Raw genomic sequence first — 22,840 nt, forward strand, 5'->3', positions numbered from 1 at the left:
AGATTTATCTTAAATATTATAATCCCGAGGCTGCTGAAACTATTCTTACGCCCTGCTATTTGGTGCTTCTTCAGCGCGAGGAGCGCCGTTAATATCGCGGTGAATGCCCTGCATCTGCGCCTCAATATTTTGCAAACTGCGTGCGCAATCAAGCAAAGTCTGCGAGTGCTCGGCCAACTTTGCGTCCGGCAAGCCGGATTTATATCGCAAAGCATGTTCCAAACTAGCCCAATAATCCATTGCAATTGTGCGGAACTGCACTTCAACCGGCGTATAATGCGCGCCCGACGACAAGAATACAGGCACGGCGTAAATCACGTGCAAACTGCGGTATCCGTTCTGCTTAGGATTTTTAATATAATCCTTGACTCGCAGCACCTGAATATCTGTTTGTTTAGAAAGGTACTGCGCTACGGAGTATACGTCGTCGCAATAATTGCAGATGACGCGAATGCCAGCAACGTCGAAAAGATTGTCGCGTATAGAGCGCATAGAAATTTCCAGATTACGGCGCTGCAGCTTTTCAAAAATAGAGTGGACCGATTTAAGTCTGCGCTCCATGTGGTGAATTGGGTCATGAGAGAAGCGCACCTGGAATTCGCTGTCGAGAATCTCAAGCTTTGTGCTGATTTCGTACATTGCGCCTTCGTAAACTTGCATCATGTTTACGAATTCGTCGATTTGATCTTCCGGCAGCATTGGGGAGTTTGATTTGCCGCAGTTTGGGCAATTATGCGAAGCGTGCTCGTGTTCGTGCTGCTCGTGCGTATTTGTATTAGTGTTATTTTCAACGCCCTGCTCACTAATTGCTTCGTTGCTATGAAGGCGGGCGTACAATTCTGCTGCGTTTACGCGATTATGACGATCAAGTATCACGTCTTTCTATAATACTCGAGAAACTGCTAAACTGTAGGTTAATCTATAGTCTATTTGTGCAAAAGTACTAAATTACGTTACATTTTTTAGCATTTTTTAAGATGCATCAGCTAAAATATTATGAGAACGTTGTCTTGACAGCGTTTTATTTCACAGCTGTTAAGGAGAAATTATGACAAACTTTACGCAAGATTATTACGGAGCGAGCGCTCCTGAAGTAATCGACACTAATGCTACTTACGCTTTTGAAAAAGCAAAAAGAATTTCTGTAGGTCGCACTTACGGTGAAATGACGATTGGTCTTGCTGTGACTGCACTAGTTGCAATGTTTACGCAAACCAGTAATTTATTCTTGCAATTTATGCTTGCAACTCGCGGCTGGGGTTGGATTTTGCTAATCGGCGCGCAAATTATCATATCCGTTTTTATGGGCACTCGCATTATGAAAATGAGCACTACTACAGCGCGCGTTCTGTTTTACGTTTATTCTGCTCTAACCGGTTTTACGCTCAGCACTATTTTTATGGTGTTTAGCTTAGGTTCGATTGCGCTCGTATTTGCGTTAACTGCAGGATTCTTCCTTTGCTTGACTATGCTTGCGCTGACTACGAAGATGAATCTACTTAAAGCTGGACCAATTCTTATGGTTGCGCTTATTGCGTTAGTTATTACACAAGTTATTTTGATGTTCGTCGCTCCTGGTGCGGGCGTATTGCGAATTGTTGCGGCTATTGGAATCCTGATTTTTGCTGGTCTAACCGCTTACGATGCGCAAGCAACGCGTTCTCTTCTTGAACAGTACGCAAATCAGCCAGAAATGGTTAAGAAGCTGTCGATTTTCTGCGCTTTCCAGCTTTATTTGGACTTCATTAACATGTTCATTTATTTGCTGCAGCTGCTTGGGAATAACAGAGATTAGTAGTTCTGATTTTCTAAACATAAAAACCCTGCTGATTCGTTCGGCAGGGTTTTTATTATGCACTCTTTTATGCAATTGTTCCAGACAGTTACTAAAATAACAGTTAGCAGCTGGTGGCTGTACTTACGGACTAGTATTTATTTGAGATTGTTGAATAAGAAGGTTGAGTTTATGCCTGGGATTATTGGCATGTTAGTTAATCGTATTAAAAGTGGTTTAAATCTTAAAGTTTTTAAGCTAATTGTTGGTTCAATTATTTCTAGCTGCATGATTTTTGGCATGATACCTGCTTATGCGGCTTTTGCGCAAAATACGCTTGGGGGGGGGCTGCGTTAACTAAGCCTTCTGCATCTAGTACCGGTAGTGACAGTGTAGCCAAGCCAGAAGATCCAAACAATTTATTTGCTAATAACCCAAAACTTAAGAGAGACTTGTATAACAGCTTGTCTTACTCTCAAAACGATGGTTTTACTTTACCTGATTCTGTTGAAAAGTGGCATCCAACAAAAACAGATATGGAGAAAATCAAAAAGCTTGGTTTAAGCATTGAAGACATTAGTGACATCAGCTTTTTAAAGTATTTTCCAAATCTTGAAGAATTGAAATTAGATCACAATAATATTTCTGATTTAAAGCCGCTTTCTACTCTTACAAATCTTAAAACATTGGATTTGAGTGATAATAATATAAGTGATATTTCTAAATTAGCCAGTTTAACAAATCTTGAATCTTTGGACATAAGTATAAACAAAGTTAGTAATGTAGATAGTCTTGTTAGTCTTTGTAATGGCAAGCTTATAAGCATTAAGGCTGAAGAAAATAGTATTAGAAACGTTGATAAGATTTACGCTATTGCTGCTGTAAAAAGCGATAAATTGTTTGCTGATGCCAAAAAAGATCCGTATTCGTATGTGTTATATTCAAAATCCAAATACGATAGTTTGTATGATTTTTCTAACCAGCATATTGAAGAAAATATAACTACTCAGCAGGCTAAAGATGGGTATGAATATACTAAGCTTTTGGCGTCAACTATTAAAGATAAAGATTACAACTTTACTTATAAGTACGTTTATAGATATGTTCCCACTCCATTTATGCGGCCAACTTATATAAATGATAAAACTATTACAATAAACGAAAATGATGGAGTTAAATTAATAAATTTTGACCTAAATAAAACATTAGGATTTGAGTTCTATTCTCATACAGGTGGAGGAAATGTTCATGTTGGTCCTAATTTTTTGTTTAATGGAGAATTGTTGATTCGTCAACATAAGATACAAGATTTTAATATTGAACTTGGATTTGGTGAGGGAAGAGGGATTGATATATCATCTCTAAAATCCAAAGTTGTAATAGACGGATTTAAAAAGGGCACGGATTATTTTGATTTTTCATATTGGGATGCCTGGAATGAAAATATTAATACTGATGGTGCAATTAGCAGGAATGCATATCTGCCTGGCGAATACAATTTTGCTGCAGCTTTAAAATATACACAAGGAGAAGCAAAAGACAACAAGATAATCGGGTATGATTCTGTTGATAACTTTAATATTCACGTTAAAGTAAAAACAATGGCTGAAACGTGGCCTGCTAAAAGTAGTGATGTGAAAATTAATGATATTGATTCGTCTAGTGCTACGCAGTCTAGTAGCAAACCGACTGTGAAATCGATTAGTGATGATGTTAAAAATCAGGTTGAGGGATTATTTGTAACAGGTGGAAAACGTAAATATCCTGCAATTCCTGCTGGTTTAAAGCCTACTGCATGTGATTATTGTGATCCAGAGGATGATGATTGTAATAAGAGAAATTGTGGTAACGAAACAAGCGCTTATTCATTCTATTTGTATGGGCCAATGAATCCTGAACGGACTATTTTCAAAAAAGTAGGAGATTTTTGTGCATATACGAATGATGATGATGTTGATGTTGCATATTATTACAAGGCGCCTACGGTTACGATAGGTGATGATTTTAAAAAAATACCTGACGCAACTGATAAAGATCAAACTGTTAATGTTCCTGTTACGGTTACTTATCTTGATGGATCGCAGTGTAAGTTTTATGCGAGCTTTACTGTAAAGGCAAAGCCAAAGCCGAATCCTGATCCAACGCCGACTCCGCCAACGCCGCCGCAGCCGCAGCCAGAGCCTCAACCTCAACCTCAACCTCAGCCTCAGCCAGCTCCGCAGCCAACACCAACGCCTGTGCCAACGCCAGATTCGCAGGATCCGTCTGTCACGCCTACACCTGCGCCAATTCCAGATCAGCCTGGAACCCCTTCGAATCAATCGCACATGACGGAACCAGAGATATTACCTAAGCCGTATTTGAAAATAGACGTAACGCCTGATCCAAACATAGGCACAACGCCTAATACTGGTTCAGAAAATAGCAATACGCCTAATCCGTACATTAATAGAAAGCCAGATGCTGCTAAAAATGATACATCTCAAAATGGCGCATCTCAAAATAATGCATCTCAAAATGGCGCAAATTCCGCAAATACGTCTAACTCAGGCAACAACGCTAACACAGTCGACAACGCTAACACAGGCAAAACTGCAAACAAATCCAGCAATAAACGTCACAAGTTATCTAATACTGGAACGGATACATACTGCGCGATTATTGCATCCTTCGGTTTATTAGTGCTTGGATTGCTTGTTGCAATTTCAGCAAAATGCAAGAATGTTGGAATCTCAAGAATCTAACAAAATCTAACTAGCTAACACAAAAACCCTGCTGATTCGTCGGCAGGGTTTTTATTTATGTGTTCTACGCTCCAAACATGAGACCAGTCGCGCGCATTTGGAGCGACAAACAACCCCAAACTCTCCAAACGCCGGAAAAATACACGGCAAATGTGGTCAGCCAAGGCAAAAACGACAACAAATGCCAGAGAACTACACGTCGAATGTTTCCCAAACAGGCAACCAGAGACCCTAACGCAGTACGCAATCTGCACTAATGTCCAATAATCTACAATCAGAGAACCTAACGCAGTAACCCATCTGCACCAGTGCCCAAAAATGGGCAAAATGAGACACTCGCGCAGAAAACAGGTCATCGCTCGCAATGCATCGCTCAAGCAGGTCGTCGCGCCAACGTGAAACCAGTCGCGCGCGTTTGGAGCGCCAAACCAGACCAAACCCTCCAAAAGCGAGATGAATTACCCGCATTTGGAGCGATACGCCAGAGCAAACCCTCCAAAAGCGAGCATCAAATCCCGCATTTGGAGCACGCGCGAAACAACAAAAAGACCCCACGAGTTTCCTCGCGGGGTCTTTGTTAAGCCTTAGCTAATATTTTCAGTTAGAGAATACTAGGCAAGAATCTTGGTCACACGACCGGAACCAACGGTACGGCCACCTTCACGAACTGCGAAGGTCAAGCCCTCTTCCATTGCGATGGCCTGGATCAACTCAACAGTGAATGTTGCGTGATCGCCTGGCTGAACCATCTCAACGCCGTCTGGCAAGGTGATAACGCCGGTGACGTCGGTGGTGCGGAAGTAGAACTGTGGACGGTAGTTGGAGAAGAACGGCGAGTGACGGCCACCTTCGTCCTTGGTCAAGACGTAAACTTCGCCTTCGAACTTGGTGTGTGGGGTCACAGAACCTGGAGCAGCCACAACCTGGCCACGCTCAACGTCGGTACGGTTGATACCACGGAGAAGAAGACCAGTGTTATCGCCAGCTTCTGCCTCATCCATCTGCTTGTGGAAGGTCTCGATGGAGGTAACGGTGGTGGTCTGGGTTGGACGCAAGCCAACAATCTCCACTGGGGTGTTGATTGGGAGCTTACCACGCTCAACACGACCGGTAACCACGGTACCACGACCGGAGATGGTGAACACATCTTCGATTGGCATCAAGAATGGCTTGTCAAGATCGTGAACTGGGGTTGGGATGTACTCGTCAACAGCCTTCATGAGTTCCTTGACGGTCTCTACCCACTTGTCGTGATCTGGAGCGTCATCGTGCAAAGCACCGTAAGCAGAGGTGCGGATGACTGGGCAGTCGCGATCGAAGCCGTTTTCTTCGAGGAGGTCACGGACCTCTTCTTCAACGAGGTCAATAAGCTCTGGGTCATCAACCATATCGCACTTGTTCAAAGCAACGAGGATCTTCGGGACACCGACCTGCTTTGCGAGCAAAACGTGCTCACGGGTCTGAGCCATAGGACCATCGGTAGCAGCAACCACGAGGATTGCGCCATCCATCTGAGCAGCACCGGTGATCATGTTCTTAACGTAATCAGCGTGGCCTGGAGCGTCCACGTGAGCGTAGTGACGCTCAGCGGTCTGATACTCGATGTGTGCGATGTTGATGGTAATACCGCGTTCCTTCTCTTCTGGAGCGGCATCAATCTGATCGAAGTCATACTGAGGGTTCAAATCAGGATATTCGCTGTGCAGCACCTTGGAGATAGCCGCGGTCAGAGTAGTCTTGCCGTGATCAACGTGACCAATGGTACCAATGTTGACATGCGGCTTAGTACGCTCGTACTTTTCCTTTGCCATGTGTTTGTCCTCCTGGACGTCTCGTAGTTTGCTTTACACGAATGTGTAAAGTCTTTCGCTACATATTTACTGGGTTTCTGGGTTAGGTGCCACTTCGGTGCCAGAACCCAGTCAACGTAGAAATTCTAGCGTTGACCGGGGACAGAAAACACCGAAGTAGCGTGCGCTTTATTCGCCGCGCTGAGCCTTAATAATCTCGTCCGAAACAGCCTTCGGGACCTCTGCGTAAGAGTCCATCTGCATGGTGAACATTGCGCGGCCCTGAGTCTTGGAACGAAGATCGCCGATGTAGCCGAACATTTCGCTCAGCGGCACCTTTGCGTCAATAACCTTAACGCCGGTTGCATCAGTCATAGACTGGATGTTACCGCGGCGAGAGTTCAAATCGCCCATGACATCGCCCATGTACTCTTCTGGAGTACGGACTTCGACTGCCATAATTGGTTCGAGAATTACCGGATTAGCCTTTGGTGCAGCTTCCTTGAAGCACATGGAACCTGCAATCTTGAAGGCCATTTCCGAAGAATCGACATCGTGAGTCTGACCGTCGGTGACGGTTGCCTTTACGCCCACAACTGGGAAGCCAGCCAACACACCGGATTCCATAGCTTCCTGCACACCTGCGTCGATGGAAGGAATGAATTCCTTGGTAATGTGGCCGCCGGTAACTTCGTTGACGAACTGGTAAGTTTCGCCAGATTCTGTGTCGAGAGGCTCGAAGTTCATCAAAACCTTAGCGAACTGACCAGAACCACCGGTCTGCTTCTTGTGAGTGTATTCCTGGTTCATAACAGCCTTACGAATGGTTTCACGGTAAGCAACCTGTGGCTTACCAACATTCGCTTCGACCTTGAACTCGCGGCGCATACGATCAACGATAATGTCAAGCTGAAGCTCGCCCATACCGGAAATCAAAGTCTGGCCAGATTCCTCATCGGTCTTAACCTGGAAGGTAGGATCCTCGTCAGAAAGCTTAGCCAAAGCCAAGCTCATCTTTTCCTGATCAGCCTTCGTCTTTGGCTCCACAGCCACCTCGATAACAGGATCTGGGAAGGTCATGGATTCCAAGGAGATTGGGTTCTTTTCGTCGCACAAGGTATCACCAGTGCTGACGTTCTTCAAACCAACGAAGGTGTAGATGTTACCAGCTTCTGCGGAATCTACAGGATTTTCCTTATCAGCGTGCATCTGGAAGATCTTGCCAACGCGTTCCTTCTTGGACTTCGTGGAATCGTACACAGAATCGCCTGGCTTAACTTCGCCAGAGTAAACGCGCACGAATACGAGCTTGCCGTAGAACGGATGGGTGGAAATCTTGAAGACCAAAGCTGCGAATGGATCGGTGTTCACTGGCTTGCGGTCAATTTCAACGGATTCGTCGCCTGGCTTGAAGCCCTTAATGGATGGAACATCCTCTGGGCTTGGAAGGAAGTCAACAACAGCATCCAGCATTGGCTGAACACCCTTATCCTTGAATGCAGAACCGCAGGTTACAGGGAAGGCCTTGCGTTCGATTGTAAGCTTACGAATACCAGCGCGCATTTCTTCTTCAGTAAGTTCGCCAGTTTCGAGATACTTCTCAACCAATTCGTCGTCAGCTTCAGCAACCTGATCCATGAGTTCAGCACGATACTCTTCTGCACGATCCTGCAAATCTGCAGGAATGTCAACGGTGTCGTAGTGAGCACCCATATCGTCCTTAACGTCATTCCAGACGTAAGCCTTCATACGAATCAAGTCAACAACGCCAGTGAAGTCGTTTTCAGCGCCGATTGGAAGCTGAATAACGAGTGGAGTTGCGCCGAGCTTCTCCTTGATGGTCTTGACGGAGTAGTAGAAGTCTGCGCCAAGCTTATCCATCTTGTTGATGAAGCAAATACGTGGAACGCTGTACTTATCTGCCTGACGCCACACGGTTTCAGACTGAGGCTCCACGCCTTCCTTACCATCGAAGACTGCAACAGCACCGTCGAGAACACGAAGGGAACGTTCCACCTCAGCGGTGAAGTCCACGTGGCCTGGGGTATCGATGATGTTGATCTGATAGCGGTCATCAACGTCGTGAGTCTGACGCTTCCAGAAGCAGGTGGTTGCAGCAGACTGAATAGTAATACCGCGTTCCTGCTCCTGAGCCATGAAGTCCATGGTAGAAGCACCATCATGAGTTTCACCGATCTTGTAATTCTTACCAGTGTAGTAAAGAATACGTTCGGTTGTAGTAGTCTTACCAGCATCGATGTGCGCCATGATGCCGATGTTACGAACCATATTCAGGTCGTTAAGCACATCTTGTGCCATATTCTTATCCTTAGCTCTTTAAGATACCGATTATCTTGTGGATTACCAGCGATAGTGAGCAAAAGCCTTGTTTGCTTCTGCCATCTTGTGGGTATCCTCGCGGCGCTTCACGGAAGCACCCAAGCCATTGGAGGCATCGAGAATTTCGTTGGCCAAACGCTCAGCCATTGTCTTCTCACGACGAACGCGGGAGAAGTCAGTAAGCCAGCGAAGGGACAATGTGTTTGCACGAGCAGGCTTAACTTCGACTGGAACCTGGTAGGTTGCGCCACCAACGCGGCGGGAACGAACCTCGAGGCTTGGACGAATGTTATCGAGAGCGCGCTTCAAAACAGAAACTGGCTCCTGCTCGGTCTTAGCCTTCACCTGCTCAAGAGCGGTGTAGACGATGTTTTCTGCGATGGACTTCTTACCATCGAGAAGGATTTTGTTAATCAACTGAGCCACGACGGTCGAGCCGTAGATTGGATCAGGAAGCAACTGATGCTTTTTTGCAGGTCCTTTACGTGACATGTTTTACTTCGCCTTCTTTGCTCCATACAGGGAACGACCCTGCTTGCGGTCCTTGACACCCTGGGTATCGAGCGCGCCACGCACGATGTGGTAACGCACACCTGGGAGATCCTTCACACGGCCACCGCGCACAAGCACGATGGAGTGCTCCTGCAAGTTATGGCCTTCGCCTGGAATATAGGCGGTTACTTCAATACCCGAGCTGAGGCGCACACGAGCAACCTTACGAAGCGCGGAATTTGGCTTCTTAGGAGTGGTGGTGTACACACGGGTGCACACGCCACGACGCAACGGGCTACCTTTCAAGGCCAAAGTCTTTGACTTCTTAGGCTTGGCCTGACGTCCCTTACGGACGAGTTGTTCAATCGTAGGCAACTTAAGTTCTCCGATTCATTGATATGTTCTGTTTGGTGAAAACCGCCACACTGCAGCACACCTTAAACCTGAATCGGTTAAAAGAGTAAAAGCCACAGTCCACCGGCCCGATGGCCCTTGCGCCTCCAGTCACGCATTACTGCGCGCTATCTTTGGCACTTGGGATATCCCAACCTGCACGCCTATCACATAAGGCACGCCGTTGGCACACACGAATTACTATTATACACCAAAGTTTGACAATGCTTCTAACTAAATCACAAAAGCAAAATAAAACCCAACTCAAACCCAATTAAAACCAAAATCTACTTAAGAATTGGTCGCACAGGAGCGGAAACATCGAGCCTATGCTTATCTCCTATTTTGCTTGGATCGTCAATAATTTTAGCAACAATAGCCTTTTTTAATTCGATTTGCGAAGAATCGCCCCAAACAATAGTTCGCTTTACATCACCAAGTTCCGTTTCAACAGAATCCTGCGTTTTTGCACTAACTTTTGTAACTCTGGCACGCATTGATTCCGGCAGCGAGCTTACGATTTTCACAGCTTCAAGAACGGCTCTATTGTTTAGGCTTCGTTGAATATCCCCTACTTCGATTACCGGAATACCTTTAATAGACGCCTGTGCTACGGCATTTAAAACTCTACCCTTTGCATCCACAGCTGTGAGCTTACTGCTTTCGCGAGTTTTAAGCATTGCTGCAGGACGTTGAGCTCTAACCGTAATTTGTAAACTATGCGGGAAATTTTTAGTAACTTTTGCTTCAGTTACGCCAGGAATATCTTTAAGCTGACCAATTACTTCTTGCGAAGATACCAAAAACAGCGATTTGTCTACTTGAGTAGACGCTATCGATTCGATTTTCTGCTCACTCACCCATTCGTTAGAACCAGAAATAGTAATATCGTCTAGTTGAAGACGAAATGCCGGTGAGAAAAACAGAAGCCATAAAAGCGCTGCAAGAACTGCAATAACAGCTATAGCAGCTAAAACACGTTTAAGCGTAAACTTCAAATAAGCGGATTTACGTTCTTTTAAGCGCTCTTTGAAATTGACAATTCTAGGACGAGTCATCATTCCAAAAGATCCAGAAGTTTGACTTAGCGTTTTCTTTATGAAGTCAAGACCTGGCAAGCGCCTTGCATCAACAAATTTACCCTGATGCTTTTCTTCGCGATTAGGATTCGCATCTGCTAAATTAAGGCTTTTAACAGTGCGAGGATGCGGCTTATTTTCAGAAGAATCATTTGATTTACTAACAATCACGCGACCCATACCGCTCCTTTCCTCGTGAAGCTTAAGTTTCCTAAAGAATAGCAGATATTTCTTACTATTTTGTGAATATTTTTACAATGCTTCTAGCATAACAGACGTCATATCAGTAATACTTCCAGCACCAACAGTAAGAAGAACATCTCCGGATTTTGCGCGCGCAGTAAGTTTCAACGCAGCCTCACGCATATCTTCCACAGCCTCAATTTGCACATTGAGATTCTGCGTTTTTGCAGCCTCAACAATAGTTTCTGCGTGAATATTAGGAAAATCTTCCTGCTTTTCGCGAGCTGGAAAAATGCCAGTAACAATCACGTCGTCAGCCAAAGCCAAAGCCTTAGCAAACTCACTAGCAAAAGCGCGCGTTCTAGAGAACAAATGCGGCTGGAACAGCACACGCAATTTCGCTGAAGTATAGCGCCTTCTAGCAGCACGAAGTAAAGCTTCAATTTCCGTTGGATGATGCGCATAATCGTCAACAACAGTAACACCGCTAACGCATCCTCGAATATCAAATCTCCTAGATGCTCCCCTAAAACTTTGAGCACCACGAGCCGCATCTTCCGGCTTCATTCCAAGCAACACTGCAGCAATAATAGCAGCCGAAGCGTTACGCGCATTGTGCAATCCTGGAATTAGCAAACTAACTTCTAAGCTTAGTGAATCTTCTATTTTGCCAGCATTACCAGCATTACCAGCAATATCCCCAGGCAAAACAAGCGTAAATACTTCTCGCCCACTTACAGCCTGCTCGCTTTCATGCTTAATACCAGCAAACTGCGTCAAATTTTGCACGCGAGCGCTAGTTGAAGCCCACGAATCGTAAGCACCGTAGGCAATTGTTGCGCGCAAAGTTTCGTCCGACATTTTTTCAAGAACTTTTCTAGCACCTTCGTCATCAGCGCAAATTATTACGTGATCAATAGCGTGACTTACATGCTCAACAAAAGCTTCACGGTAGCGTTCGCTAGAACCGTAATGATCTAAGTGATCTGCTTCAGCATTTGTTACGATTGCAATACTTGGGCGATATTTTTCAAAGCTTCCGTCGGATTCGTCAGCTTCAGCAACCATAACGCTTCCCTTACCCGCGTGGCCGCCATCAATAACAGTGCCATCTTCAGACTGTATTGATCCGCCAATCGCGTAGCTTGGGTCTGCAAGTTCTCCAGTTCCAGCAACGCTTAGTATGTGAGAAAGAAGCGAGCTTGTAGTTGTTTTACCGTGAGCTCCTGCAACAGTAACACCAGTTTTTGAGGCAAGAAGTAGCGCAAGAATATCGCTTCTATGCACGAGTTTTACACCATTGGCGTAAGCTGCCACAATTTCTGGATTATTCGGCTTAATTGCGCTTGAATACACAAGCACATCTGCACTCTCAACATGAGAAGCGTTTTGGCCAATTTCTACTGAAATACCTAATTCTTCCAAACGCTTTGTGTGATCGTTTTCTTCGCGGTCGCATCCGCTAACACTTACGCCTTCTTCGTGAAGCATTTCTGCAAGAACACTCATTCCTGCTCCACCAATGCCAATAAAATGCACTCTTCCAAGAGTGGATGCGTTTTTAGAATCTTCAAATGCAGCTTTTATTGGATTTAGAGTGATTTTATAGCATAGCAAATCCGCATTATTATTAACATTCGACATTATTTTCTGCTTCCTTTTGCGATTTCAAGAATACGCTTTGCCATAACGTCTGCCGCGTTACGAATACCATAATTCCATGATTCTTTTCGCATATTTTGCAAACGCTTACTATCCTCTAATAAAGCTATTCCTTCAAGATTTAACCATTGAGCGCTAAAATCGCAGTCGTTTACCATAACTGCACCGCCAGCTTTTACAACCGGCTCAGCATTAAAACGCTGCTCGCCGTTACCAATAGGAAGCGGCACATAAACTGCAGGCAATCCTAAAGCGGAAATTTCGGCAACAGTTCCAGCTCCAGCCCTGCAAATAACCAAGTCTGCACAAGCAAAAGCCCAGTCAATACGCTCTAAATATTCCGCAATATGATAATCACCTAATCCAGCATGATTTGGATTAATATCGTTTATTTGCGATTCACCTACTTGCTTTGCAACTATGCTTCGCACTTCTTCCGCTTTTGCGCGACCAGTTAAATGTATGACTTGCGCATGCTGCAAAATTTCTTTAGAAGCTTGAGCCACAGCCAGATTGATGCTTTTTGCTCCTAAAGAGCCTCCAGTTACCAAAATAATTGGTCGCTTTGGATCTAATCCAAGCTTGCAAGCTCCTTCAACTGCAGCCGAGCCCCTATCTTCTTCCAGTTTTTTGCACAATGTAGAAATAGCAGGGCGAAGCGGCAATCCTACTCTTTTTGCTTCAGAACCGTTTTTTGCGCGCAAACCAGTGGTATTGTACACAGTTCCTATTTCTTCAGCCCATTTAGCGCCTAATTTATTTGCCATTCCGGCTTTAGCATTCTGCTCATGAATAACAATCGGAATATGCTTCGAATGAGCTTTAAAATAAACTGGAGCAGAAGCGTAGCCGCCGAAGCCAACTACAATATCTGCCTTTCGTTTTAATAAAATATTTTGAACTTTGCGCGTTTCTTTAATCCAACGCAAAGGGAATTTTAGTGCGTCAAGATTTGGTTTTCTAGGAAAAGGCACTTTTTCTATAGTGTCAAGTTCGTATCCTGCTTCTGGAACAAGATCTTTTTCCAATCCAACAGCCGTACCAATTACGCTAATATGAGCGTTTGGCTCAATACGTTTTAATGCGTCTGCAACAGAAAGTAGTGGATTAACATGTCCTGCAGTTCCCCCTCCTGCAAGCACAATATGCACTTCTTTCTGATTAGCATTAGTCTGATTCATTATTTCCCCGATTCTTCAATTACGCTACTATTTTTCCATTTTAAGCTGTGGGTTTGCTCGCATAAGACCGTCAGCGACTCCTACTGCAACCAAACACATAACAAGCGAAGATCCGCCTGCAGACACAAACGGCATAGGAACTCCCATAACCGGCAATAGTTGCACTACTACAAGAATATTAACTAAGCCCTGGCCTACAATCCAGGTTGCTATGCACATTAAAGTTATTGAAATAAACTTAGATTTTGCTTGAAGTGCGGAAGAAAGAATGCACCAGCCGATTATTATGTACAAAATAACTACTGCAGACGCAACCAAAAATCCCATTTCTTCGCCAATAATTGCGAAAATAAAATCGTTATGAGCGTAAGGTAAATAATTCCATTTTTCGCGCGAGTTACCAATACCAACGCCTAAAAGTCCTCCGGAAGCCATTGCGTATTGTGCGTGAATTGCTTGGAAGCACACGCCTTTAGCTGCTTTAGCATCGCAGCCGTGCAATGTTGCGAGAATTCTTCGCATACGATTTTGACTTGTTAAAACCAAAAGAGCAACCATTATGCAAGCAATAAATATGCTTCCAACAAGCCATTTGGTTGGAAATCCACCTAAATAGAAAGCTATAAGAGCAATAAGAATAATAATTAAAGCAGTACCAAGATCTTTACCGGCAATAACTAGAAGCAAAGATACGCCTAATCCGGATGCGGCGGGAATATAGGCTCGCATTTGAACACGCTTATAAGCTTCTTTTGCGGCAAGAAGTGCGATTGGAAGCCAAATACACAAAGATAGTTTTGTGATTTCTGCAGGTTGCAAAGTAATAGGGCCAACAGCAATCCAGCCCGCGTTACCATTAACCTCTCGGCGCAAACCTGGCACAAAAGTTAAAAACTGCGCTACGGCCGCAACAGCATAAATAATCGCAACATATTTTCTGTAGTACGAAACAGGCACGCGAGAAGCAAAAATATAGCCAATCATGCCCAAAATGCAGTAAAGAGTTTGGTTTACGCCCTGCCCCCAAGGTGCAACTCCGTAAGTAATCATTGTTACTGAGGAGCTAGAAAACACCATAAATAAGCCAAATATCGATAAAATAATTACCGATATTCTCATTCCGTATAAGCACCACAGAGGATTTGTTAAACTTTTCCACCCAAGATAATGCTTAAGCGCTAAATCTTGACCCTGCTCTTCACCACTTTTTTTGTGCACTAATGAGCGCAACCACTTAATCGGCTTATTGTTGTTTAATACCATGATTGTGTACCCATCGTTGAGATTCTTCAGCAAAGCGATTTCCACGATCAGCATACGAAACGAATTGATCCATAGAAGCACATGCTGGAGCAAGAAGCACAACATCACCAGGCTTAGCGTAACGCCCGGCAGCTTCTACAGTTTGTTGCATAACAGCTTCGCCGAATGAAGAATCAGCATTTATAAGCGAATTATGCTCAATCCGCGCGCAAACCGCATCGTCAATACCATTATACGATTCAGCACTAGAACCGTCTGGAGCAACAATAGTTACAGGAATATTTGGAGCAGAATTATGAAGAGCTTCAACAATCGGACGCTGGTCTACGCCAATAACAACAACAGCTTTAATCACATGAAGCTGATTTGCTACTAAATCTTCAAAACAACCGCCTTTTGCCAAGCCGCCAGCAATCCAAACTACCGAATTATTAGCAAAACTTGCTAAAGACGCGGCTGCAGCGTGAGCATTAGTTGCTTTAGAATCATCAACGAATCGAATAGAATGCGAAGGATTGCAATCTTGAGCCGGCAAAGTTGCAACAGTTTGAATTCGATGACCGCCTGGAGCAAACTCGCATAAAGCACGAACTGCAGCATCAACGTTTCCAGTTAAGCCAAGAGCCAAAGCCAATGCCGTAAGAGCGTCAGCCAACAAATGCGGGTAAACTGTGCCATCTGGCTCGCATAAATGACGCAAATCACGCAAAGCAACAATACGCTTCAATACTCCAGGATCTCCCCCAGCAACACCGCTGTTATCAACAATCCAACCGTCTTTAACACCAATTTCACCCAAAGAAGGCTCAGCTAAAGTAAAACCAATACGCTTGCAACCCGAAGCCACTTTTGCAGCTTGAGCTAATGCTTTAACTCTTTCATCTTGAGCATTGTAAACTAAAGCTTTGCGAACATTATTAAAAACTTTTGACTTGTCGTGAGCATAAGCTTCCATGCCACCATGCCAATCTAAATGGTCGGCAGCAATATTCGTAATAGCAGCACAATCAAGAGCTAAAGAATCAGTAAAATGCAGCTGGAAGGAGCTTAATTCAACACATAAAGCGTCGTGATTAGCTTCCAAAGCCGCATGAGAAACAGATTTTCCAATATTTCCCACAGCTGGAGCATCTAATCCGCAAGAGTTAAGCATTGCTGAAGTCATTTCTGTAGTGGAAGTTTTGCCGTTAGTTCCGGTAATACCAATCCAATAAGCAGGTTTATTTGTGCGCTTAGATGGAACGCGCAAACGCCACGCTAACTCAACTTCGCTCATTACTGGAATATTATGCGATTGAGCTTCTTGCAAAAATGGTGTGCGAGGATTAAAAACAGGAGAAGTAACTACAGCGTCGATTTTAGACCAGTTAATTTCTTCAAAATTATGAATATCGGCTTCAGGCTTTTTTTCGTCTGCAGTTATAGGATTAGATCCAACAGCGCGCAAAACTTCAGCAGCTCCACGTCCAGAAACACCAAGTCCTGCAACAAGAACATTTTTGAACGGGAATGTGCCACTGCACTCGCATGATGGTAGCGAAACAGACGAATCAGAACTCTTAAGAGTACTCATATTGAAGCCTTCCAACTTTTATATTAAATAAGCAATCCAGAACGGCCTGCCCAATCCGCGTAGAACATCATAAGCGCAGAAAGAACAAACATAAGCTCAATCATCCAAAAACGCACAACAACCTTTGTTTCCGTCCAGCCGAGCAATTCAAAATGATGATGAATAGGAGCCATTTTGAAAACGCGTTTATGCGTTGCTTTAAAGAAGCCAACCTGAATAACGTCACTTGCAGCTTCCATTACAAAGAGTCCGCCCAAAATTACTGCCAAAAACTCTGTGTGCGTAGCAATAGAAATAGCAGCAAACAAGCCGCCCAACGCAAGAGAACCAGTGTCTCCCATAAATACTTGAGCAGGATTGGAATTAAACCACAAGAAACCGAAGCAGGCAACAGCCGCGCAAACGGAAATAATGGTTAAATCAAGAGGATCAGAAACAGCGTAAGAGAAGCCAAAATGACCGCCGCCGCGCACATGGTAGCTTTCCCAAAAAGCAATCAAAGCGTAACCTGCAAAAGCAATCATAGAAGAGCCAGAAGCTAAGCCGTCAAGACCATCGGTCAAATTTACAGCATTAGACCATGCAGCAATTAGGAAATTCACCCAAATAATAAACACAACAATTCCAACACCCTTACCGAGTATTGAAAAATCAAAGAATGGTCGCTCAATAAAACTCATTCCAGGCTGAGCACTAGCAATACCAGATTGCGTTGGAAGAAGCAGCGCAAGAAGAGCGTAAATGCTTGCAAAAACAATCTGCCCAATGAATTTAGCGTGCACAGAAAGACCAAGATTCTGCTTTTTTCTCACTTTAGCAAAATCGTCAATAAAGCCAAGCAAACCCATAGAAAGCATGGCAAAAAGCACTAAAACAGCAGACCAGGAAGGTGCTCTTCCAACAGCCATGTAGCGGTAAAGTGCAGAAGCAGCCCAACCTGCAACAACGGCAAGATTAATAACAACACCGCCCATAGTTGGAGTTCCGCGCTTTACTAAATGAGATTGCGGACCATCCTGACGAATGTACTGCCCATAATGCAAGCGGTGCACCAAACGAATAAGCAGAGGCGTGCCTATAATCGTCACAACTAGCGACACAACAATTCCGATAATAAGCGCAATCACCGCTTAACCTCCGTTTTATATTCCGTTTGCACTACTTATTAATACTGGCCCAACGTTCAGCCAACACACTTAAACCTGACGCATGCGAACCTTTCAATAACACAACACTACTCGGATGGTCGGCCACAATCTTCCAAACAAGTTCATTAGCCTCATAAGAGCTATGTGCTAAATGTACTGCGTCATTGGCTGAAAGCTTTTTATTTTCCCAAGAATTGCGAGCGCCATGCGCAATACACTGGGCTAAATTGTCTAAATCAGAATCCGTTTTTGAACCAACAGCTATAACAGCATCAACATTTGACTTAGCAGCATACGAACCAATATTTTCGTGCAATTCGCACTCATTTTTGCCAAGTTCAAGCATTGAACCTAAAACAGCAATTCTAAAAACATTAGACTTATTTGCATTGTCTTTACTTTCGTAAGCACATAAGCCGTCAAGTCCAGCTTTCATAGAATCAGGGTTAGCGTTAAAAGAATCGTCAATAAGCGTAAACTCTTTGCCCTCATAAGAAACGGTACTAAGCTGCATGCGATGCGGGCTAATATGCGAAACTTTGCCAAGCACATCCGCAATATTTTCTAAAGGCATACCAAAATAGCGAGCAACATTTGCTGCAGCAAGAGCATTCATAACATTATGCTCACCCTGTATAGCAAGATGAACTTGCGTTTTATTCGTTATTTCAGAAGAATCTTCAGAAGATTTTTCGTATTCGCTAAGCGTAAAAGTTGGCTTTCCAAAAGAATCAAGTTCTACGCAACTCGCACAAAGTTGATACTCGCTTTTAGGAGCTGATTCAAGCAAACCATTTTTAAGATTTCTGCCAAAGTAGCGAACATGATTTTTATCTGCAAGATTGCTCATTGCAAAAACCCTAGAATCATCCGCGTTTAACACTGCAATACCATGCGGCACAAGCCCTTGCACAATCTCACTTTTTGCCTGAGCAATGCGCTCAACTGAACCAAACTCTCCTAAGTGAGCAACACCAACTTTAAGCACAACCGCAATATCTGGCGGAGCAATTTTTGTTAAATTCGCAATTTCTCCAACATGGTTAGCACCCATTTCTGCTACTAAGAATCTAGTAGATGGGCCAACTTTTAAAGAGGTTAAAGGCAAGCCGATTTCGTTATTAAAAGACCCAACAGGAGCAACAGTTTCGCCCAAAGTGCTAAGCAATGCCTTAAGCATATCTTTAGTTGTTGTTTTTCCAACAGAACCAGTAATCCCAACAATTGTAAACGGCTGCTGTAATTCGCGTCTACGCTGCAAATTATGTTTAGCGAGCAAGCCTAAAGCTTCAACGGAATTTTTAACAACAATCTGAGTAATATAAACGTCTTTTACAAAATGCTCAACAATTGCTAATACAGCCCCAGATTTTTCAGCACTTTCTACATAGTCGTGACCGTCAACATGTTCACCAGCAATTGCAACAAAAACGGATCCTTCACGAACTTCACGAGAATCAGTAAAAACGGATGTAACAGTAGTGTTTTCGCGCTTTGTATTAGAAGAATTATTTTGATTGCTAACGTGCACAGTGCCATTTACTACAGAAGCAATTTCAAAAACACTCATAGGCATCATGTTATTTTGCGTCTTCGCTTCACTAATTGCCTCATGGTTTTGATTACAACTCATAAAATCCTCCTAAATGCTCCGCATGCTTAAAAACACTCAAAGCCCAAATCCAAAGTCCAAAATCCAAGTCTAAATCATTTGCTTAAAGTAGTTTGCACAGCTAAAACACACGCGCAAATTACCTATTTAACGCAATTCGTGAGAAACACGCAATGCGCTTTTAATAGTTCCACGACGCACTCCAGCAGCCAACACCATTGCAATTGCTAGTGAAAGATGACGCTTAATATTTTGTCCGCCAATTTCGTCTGCTAATTGCGCTAATTCGTCCGATTCAGTAGATCTTGTAACGCAATACGAGTGATCTCTGCTACTAAAACCGTAACGTTGTCGCAAAGAATAAAAACTTATATTGGTAGTTGTAGTTGTAGTGGCATTGTTAGTTGCATTAGTAGTGGCATTGTCAGTTGATTTAGAGTCGTCGTCTACTTGAGATTTCTCTGCACCCAAAACGTCAATATTTACCGACTGCAACGCATTTTTCGACAAAGTCGCGCTATTAAGTGCAATAACTACTGCAGCAGCACCATCTTCTGCACAAACTGACAGCGTATGCTGAACATCAGCTATATTTAACGGATATTCCAGCGAAAGTTCGCGCTGCAAAGAAGACGATCCAGCGTCACTAATCACACCAACAGGATTACCAAGCATGTGTAAAAAGTCTGCCAATCGCAAAACATTAGCATGAATTTCGTCATCGTCGTCGCCTGCAACAGCAAAAGTTGCAACGCAAGAAGAAGGATCACAATTAATATCGCAAGCAAGTTTTCCAAGAGCAACAGGATTAGCAGAAGATACAAGTAGCGGTATTCCTAAATCTACAGCTTCATTACGAAACTCTGGTGGAACTAGTGCAGCGTACGCTCCAGCATCTCTAGCAGCTTCAAGTTGACGGCGATCAACGTGGCCGAGCGGCACAAACAGGCAGCCAGGATGCACTTGTCGCACGTCATGAGCAATAGAAGTAACAGTTACTTCAGATGCAAACGCTGGCACAACTTCAAAACCGTAGTTTTTTGCAGCGAAACCTAAAGTAACTCTTACTCTTGAATATTCATCAACCACATTCATTGCACACCCTACTTAGTATTAAACAACATTGTAATGCGCTCATTACCAATTTACCGCAACAGGGTTCGTGCGTGCAGCAGAAGTTGGAACATCGTACTTTTGCATAAGGAATTCACCAATTGTTTTGAACAATGGGCCTGCAGTCATACCACCGTAAACACCTTGTGGATCTTTTAGCACAACGGTTACGATGAAGCGAGGATTATCCGCCGGAATAGCGCCAGACCAGTCGCTAATTGTGGAGCTAAGACGGCCATCAGGTCCCGCAACTTCTGCAGTACCACTCTTTGCAGCAACACGGTAGCCATCAACACCTGCAAAACGGTGATAATGCTCGCCTGAGTTTTCAAGAGCGTTCATCATTTGAGCTGCAACATTCTCATCAATAACTCGCGTTCCTTGAGCACGCCCAGCTTTAGTCACATGACCGTTAGAATCAATAACAGACTTAATCAAAGTTTGACGCAACTTCACGCCTTTATTAGCAATAGTTGCCATAGCGTTAGTAAGCTGCAAAGCGTTCACAGCATAACCTTGGCCGAATAGAACAGTATCTTTCTTACGACCATCCCAAGATTGCATGCTAGGAAGCAAGCCGCGAGATTCACCCTGCAAATTCAATCCGGTATACTGACCGAGACCAAACTTATAAAGGTATTCGTAGCGCTTATCTAATGGATACTTTTCGCCGGCCATAACCATACCAACGTTTGAAGATTCAGCAAGAATACCAGCCAAAGTCCAATGTTCAACACCATGATCAACAGCATCGTGATATGTTTGGCCATTCTTATTAATGCTGTTAGGAACAGCAAACTGATCGCTAAGCTTGTGAGCGCCGGTTTGCAACATACCAGACATTGCAAAAGCTTTACCAATAGAACCAGGTTCAAATGTTTGGCTTACTGCGCGAGACACGTTTACTTTGGATTGCGTGCTACCAGCTTTAATATCGTCAGTATCTTCCAAAGCTAGAATTTCGCCAGTTCGAACATCCTGAACTACTGCAACCCCCCATGCTGCACGATATTGTTTCTTTCCGTCAAGAAGAACCTTCTTAACATACCAATCAACATCGCTATCAATCGTAAGCTTAATATCGCTGCCGTTTACAGCAGGCTTAGATTCTGTTACAGTTCCTGGAATCTTCTCATTTCCAACGTTATTTCCTTGGTAACGCTGGTAACCGTCTACACCGTTTAAGGTGGAGTCATGAGTTAGCTCAAGTCCAGAAACACCAACTTCACCCTTGCGATCCTTTAAATCTTTACGATTAACTTCATCCGCATTCGAAACTGCACCAATTACAGAACCAAGAATTGGGCCGCTAGAATACACTCGCTCACTACTATTTTCTGCATAAATGCATCCAGAAAGATTAAGATTGTCAATAGCGCGCTTAACTGCAGGAGTTACGTTACGCTTCAACAAAACGTAACGACCAACGCCAGCTAATTTTCCGCCAAGCTCTACAGAACTCATGTGAAGAATCGGAGCGAGCAAACGAGCAACCGCCACAGCGCCCGTGCCCTCTACCGGTTTACCATTTAGCATATGGCAATTATCTTCAGTCTGCTTAGTGCATGGCGTAGGCTTAAAAGCCTGAGCGTTAAGAGGGTCTCCAATAATATTGAATCGCTCAACGCTTTGTGCAAGAACAGCACCATTTGCATCCAAAATTTTGCCACGACGAGCAAGAATTGGGCGCACTCTGCTGCGTTCTGCTTGAGCTGCCTGTGCAGTAGAGCGTGCGTTAATTAGCTGAATATAGCTAAGCTTTGCAATGGCACAAATGCCTATGAAAGCGAAAACTATAGCAATAACAGCGCATTTACGAACAAAGTTTTGTTCTTTGGCGAAACGTTGTTTAAAAATGTGGCGCATCAATGTTTCTCCTGTTTTGTTTGTTGTGACTGTTGTTTTTGTTGCTGTTCTTTAGTTTTGTTTTTAGGTTTATTTTTAGTTTTGTTTTTAGCTTTATCCTGCGTATTATTTTGCGAATTATTATTTTTTGGAACTTCTTTTTTGTTCTTTTGATTATGCTTTCGTTTAGCCGCATAATCACTTAAATCAATCGCAATAGAACCTTGCTGCGGAATCATCCCCATGCGTTGCGCTTTCGAAGGAAGCTCAGCATCCAAAGTATCGAGCTTTGCTTGCTTAGCTTCAACATCTTGACGCAAGCGTGAAATACGAGATTGCGTAGCAGTCTGCTCAAAAGAAAGCTCAGCCATTTGCGTACGAAGCATAAGCGAAGTAGACAAAGTCACAACCATGAAAATCACAATAATCATGAAATTTATGATTGGAACTTTGCGCGTATTACTCCAGTTCATAACTTTCTGCAAACGATTAAGAACCACGGAAGTTTGACGCTTAGCAGCACCAAATACTGCTGTGGAAGAATTTCGCGAATAATCTTTACGAGTTGACGCATCTTTAACACGACCTGCAGGAGCGGAAGTAGAAGAAGCCGAACGCAATACGCGATTTTTAGTATTCAATACCATT

General features: G+C 43.7%; 18 protein-coding genes. 3 read left to right on the plus strand and 15 right to left on the minus strand.

Features of this window, described 5'->3' with window-relative positions:
• Window positions 1-45: 45 nt before the first annotated feature.
• The gene (locus ACLD5M_RS02005; protein ID WP_410314466.1) at window positions 46-876 is read right to left on the minus strand and encodes a GTP pyrophosphokinase family protein; all 831 of its coding nucleotides are present in this window, start codon (window positions 874-876) and stop codon (window positions 46-48) included.
• A 172-nt stretch (window positions 877-1,048) separates the two neighbouring features.
• Between ACLD5M_RS02005 and ACLD5M_RS02010 the strand changes: the two genes are divergently transcribed.
• From ACLD5M_RS02010 to ACLD5M_RS02020, 3 genes are all read left to right on the plus strand, one after another.
• Complete coding sequence (locus ACLD5M_RS02010) at window positions 1,049-1,795, plus strand: Bax inhibitor-1/YccA family protein (RefSeq protein ID WP_410314467.1); 747 nt, start codon at window positions 1,049-1,051, stop codon at window positions 1,793-1,795.
• A 171-nt stretch (window positions 1,796-1,966) separates the two neighbouring features.
• Complete coding sequence (locus ACLD5M_RS02015; RefSeq protein ID WP_410314468.1) at window positions 1,967-2,131, plus strand: hypothetical protein; 165 nt, start codon at window positions 1,967-1,969, stop codon at window positions 2,129-2,131.
• 107 nt (window positions 2,132-2,238) lie between these two features.
• Window positions 2,239-4,518 (plus strand): leucine-rich repeat domain-containing protein, encoded by a 2,280-nt coding sequence (locus ACLD5M_RS02020; protein ID WP_410314469.1) that lies wholly within the window; start codon window positions 2,239-2,241, stop codon window positions 4,516-4,518.
• Window positions 4,519-5,129: 611 nt separating this feature from the next.
• Here ACLD5M_RS02020 and tuf read toward each other — a convergent pair.
• From tuf to ACLD5M_RS02090, 14 genes are all read right to left on the minus strand, one after another.
• Window positions 5,130-6,329, minus strand: a complete 1,200-nt coding sequence (gene tuf / locus ACLD5M_RS02025; RefSeq protein ID WP_410314470.1) for an elongation factor Tu — start codon at window positions 6,327-6,329, stop codon at window positions 5,130-5,132.
• Between the two features lie 168 nt (window positions 6,330-6,497).
• Window positions 6,498-8,627 (minus strand): elongation factor G, encoded by a 2,130-nt coding sequence (gene fusA / locus ACLD5M_RS02030; protein WP_004135467.1) that lies wholly within the window; start codon window positions 8,625-8,627, stop codon window positions 6,498-6,500.
• 42 nt (window positions 8,628-8,669) lie between these two features.
• Window positions 8,670-9,140: a 30S ribosomal protein S7 gene (gene rpsG / locus ACLD5M_RS02035; RefSeq protein ID WP_004127577.1), complete on the minus strand. Its 471-nt coding sequence runs from the start codon at window positions 9,138-9,140 to the stop codon at window positions 8,670-8,672.
• Between the two features lie 3 nt (window positions 9,141-9,143).
• On the minus strand, window positions 9,144-9,515 hold the full coding sequence (rpsL, locus tag ACLD5M_RS02040; protein WP_003813881.1) for a 30S ribosomal protein S12: 372 nt from the start codon (window positions 9,513-9,515) through the stop codon (window positions 9,144-9,146).
• Between the two features lie 305 nt (window positions 9,516-9,820).
• Window positions 9,821-10,792, minus strand: a complete 972-nt coding sequence (locus tag ACLD5M_RS02045; protein WP_004135466.1) for a cell division protein FtsQ/DivIB — start codon at window positions 10,790-10,792, stop codon at window positions 9,821-9,823.
• 72 nt (window positions 10,793-10,864) lie between these two features.
• Window positions 10,865-12,439, minus strand: a complete 1,575-nt coding sequence (murC, locus tag ACLD5M_RS02050; protein ID WP_410314471.1) for a UDP-N-acetylmuramate--L-alanine ligase — start codon at window positions 12,437-12,439, stop codon at window positions 10,865-10,867.
• Entirely contained in the window at window positions 12,439-13,638 is a 1,200-nt protein-coding gene (locus ACLD5M_RS02055; protein WP_410314472.1) for a UDP-N-acetylglucosamine--N-acetylmuramyl-(pentapeptide) pyrophosphoryl-undecaprenol N-acetylglucosamine transferase, read from the minus strand. The genes murC and ACLD5M_RS02055 overlap by 1 nt, the downstream gene beginning before the upstream one ends.
• A 27-nt stretch (window positions 13,639-13,665) precedes the next feature.
• The gene (locus tag ACLD5M_RS02060) at window positions 13,666-14,901 is read right to left on the minus strand and encodes a putative peptidoglycan glycosyltransferase FtsW (protein WP_410314473.1); all 1,236 of its coding nucleotides are present in this window, start codon (window positions 14,899-14,901) and stop codon (window positions 13,666-13,668) included.
• Entirely contained in the window at window positions 14,882-16,474 is a 1,593-nt protein-coding gene (gene murD / locus ACLD5M_RS02065; RefSeq protein ID WP_410314474.1) for a UDP-N-acetylmuramoyl-L-alanine--D-glutamate ligase, read from the minus strand. Before murD ends, ACLD5M_RS02060 begins: the two co-directional genes overlap by 20 nt.
• A 23-nt stretch (window positions 16,475-16,497) precedes the next feature.
• Entirely contained in the window at window positions 16,498-17,601 is a 1,104-nt protein-coding gene (mraY, locus tag ACLD5M_RS02070) for a phospho-N-acetylmuramoyl-pentapeptide-transferase (RefSeq protein ID WP_019260451.1), read from the minus strand.
• A 31-nt stretch (window positions 17,602-17,632) separates the two neighbouring features.
• Window positions 17,633-19,255, minus strand: a complete 1,623-nt coding sequence (gene murF, locus ACLD5M_RS02075) for a UDP-N-acetylmuramoyl-tripeptide--D-alanyl-D-alanine ligase (RefSeq protein WP_410314475.1) — start codon at window positions 19,253-19,255, stop codon at window positions 17,633-17,635.
• A gap of 126 nt (window positions 19,256-19,381) precedes the next feature.
• Window positions 19,382-20,329 carry a UDP-N-acetylmuramyl peptide synthase gene (locus ACLD5M_RS02080; RefSeq protein WP_410314476.1) on the minus strand — a complete coding sequence of 316 codons (948 nt, stop codon included), beginning with the start codon at window positions 20,327-20,329 and terminating at the stop codon, window positions 19,382-19,384.
• 42 nt (window positions 20,330-20,371) lie between these two features.
• Window positions 20,372-22,213 carry a peptidoglycan D,D-transpeptidase FtsI family protein gene (locus tag ACLD5M_RS02085; protein ID WP_410314477.1) on the minus strand — a complete coding sequence of 614 codons (1,842 nt, stop codon included), beginning with the start codon at window positions 22,211-22,213 and terminating at the stop codon, window positions 20,372-20,374.
• Window positions 22,213-22,839 (minus strand): hypothetical protein, encoded by a 627-nt coding sequence (locus ACLD5M_RS02090; protein ID WP_410314478.1) that lies wholly within the window; start codon window positions 22,837-22,839, stop codon window positions 22,213-22,215. Before ACLD5M_RS02090 ends, ACLD5M_RS02085 begins: the two co-directional genes overlap by 1 nt.
• Window position 22,840: the final 1 nt, after the last annotated feature.

Origin of the sequence: Gardnerella sp. Marseille-Q9185, assembly GCF_046508745.1 — a bacterium.
GTDB classification, from domain to species: Bacteria; Actinomycetota; Actinomycetes; order Actinomycetales; family Bifidobacteriaceae; genus Bifidobacterium; species Bifidobacterium greenwoodii.

Excerpts from the sequence above, each read along its gene's own strand:
- ACLD5M_RS02010 (WP_410314467.1), top strand. The coding sequence starts at position 1,049 with ATGACAAACTTTACGCAAGATTATTACGGAGCGAGCGCTCCTGAAGTA.
- ACLD5M_RS02015 (WP_410314468.1), top strand. The coding sequence starts at position 1,967 with ATGCCTGGGATTATTGGCATGTTAGTTAATCGTATTAAAAGTGGTTTA.
- tuf (WP_410314470.1), bottom strand. The coding sequence starts at position 6,329 with ATGGCAAAGGAAAAGTACGAGCGTACTAAGCCGCATGTCAACATTGGT.
- fusA (WP_004135467.1), bottom strand. The coding sequence starts at position 8,627 with ATGGCACAAGATGTGCTTAACGACCTGAATATGGTTCGTAACATCGGC.
- rpsG (WP_004127577.1), bottom strand. The coding sequence starts at position 9,140 with ATGTCACGTAAAGGACCTGCAAAAAAGCATCAGTTGCTTCCTGATCCA.
- ACLD5M_RS02045 (WP_004135466.1), bottom strand. The coding sequence starts at position 10,792 with ATGGGTCGCGTGATTGTTAGTAAATCAAATGATTCTTCTGAAAATAAG.
- murC (WP_410314471.1), bottom strand. The coding sequence starts at position 12,439 with ATGTCGAATGTTAATAATAATGCGGATTTGCTATGCTATAAAATCACT.
- ACLD5M_RS02055 (WP_410314472.1), bottom strand. The coding sequence starts at position 13,638 with ATGAATCAGACTAATGCTAATCAGAAAGAAGTGCATATTGTGCTTGCA.
- ACLD5M_RS02060 (WP_410314473.1), bottom strand. The coding sequence starts at position 14,901 with ATGGTATTAAACAACAATAAGCCGATTAAGTGGTTGCGCTCATTAGTG.
- murD (WP_410314474.1), bottom strand. The coding sequence starts at position 16,474 with ATGAGTACTCTTAAGAGTTCTGATTCGTCTGTTTCGCTACCATCATGC.
- murF (WP_410314475.1), bottom strand. The coding sequence starts at position 19,255 with ATGAGTTGTAATCAAAACCATGAGGCAATTAGTGAAGCGAAGACGCAA.
- ACLD5M_RS02080 (WP_410314476.1), bottom strand. The coding sequence starts at position 20,329 with ATGAATGTGGTTGATGAATATTCAAGAGTAAGAGTTACTTTAGGTTTC.
- ACLD5M_RS02085 (WP_410314477.1), bottom strand. The coding sequence starts at position 22,213 with ATGCGCCACATTTTTAAACAACGTTTCGCCAAAGAACAAAACTTTGTT.
- ACLD5M_RS02090 (WP_410314478.1), bottom strand. The coding sequence starts at position 22,839 with ATGGTATTGAATACTAAAAATCGCGTATTGCGTTCGGCTTCTTCTACT.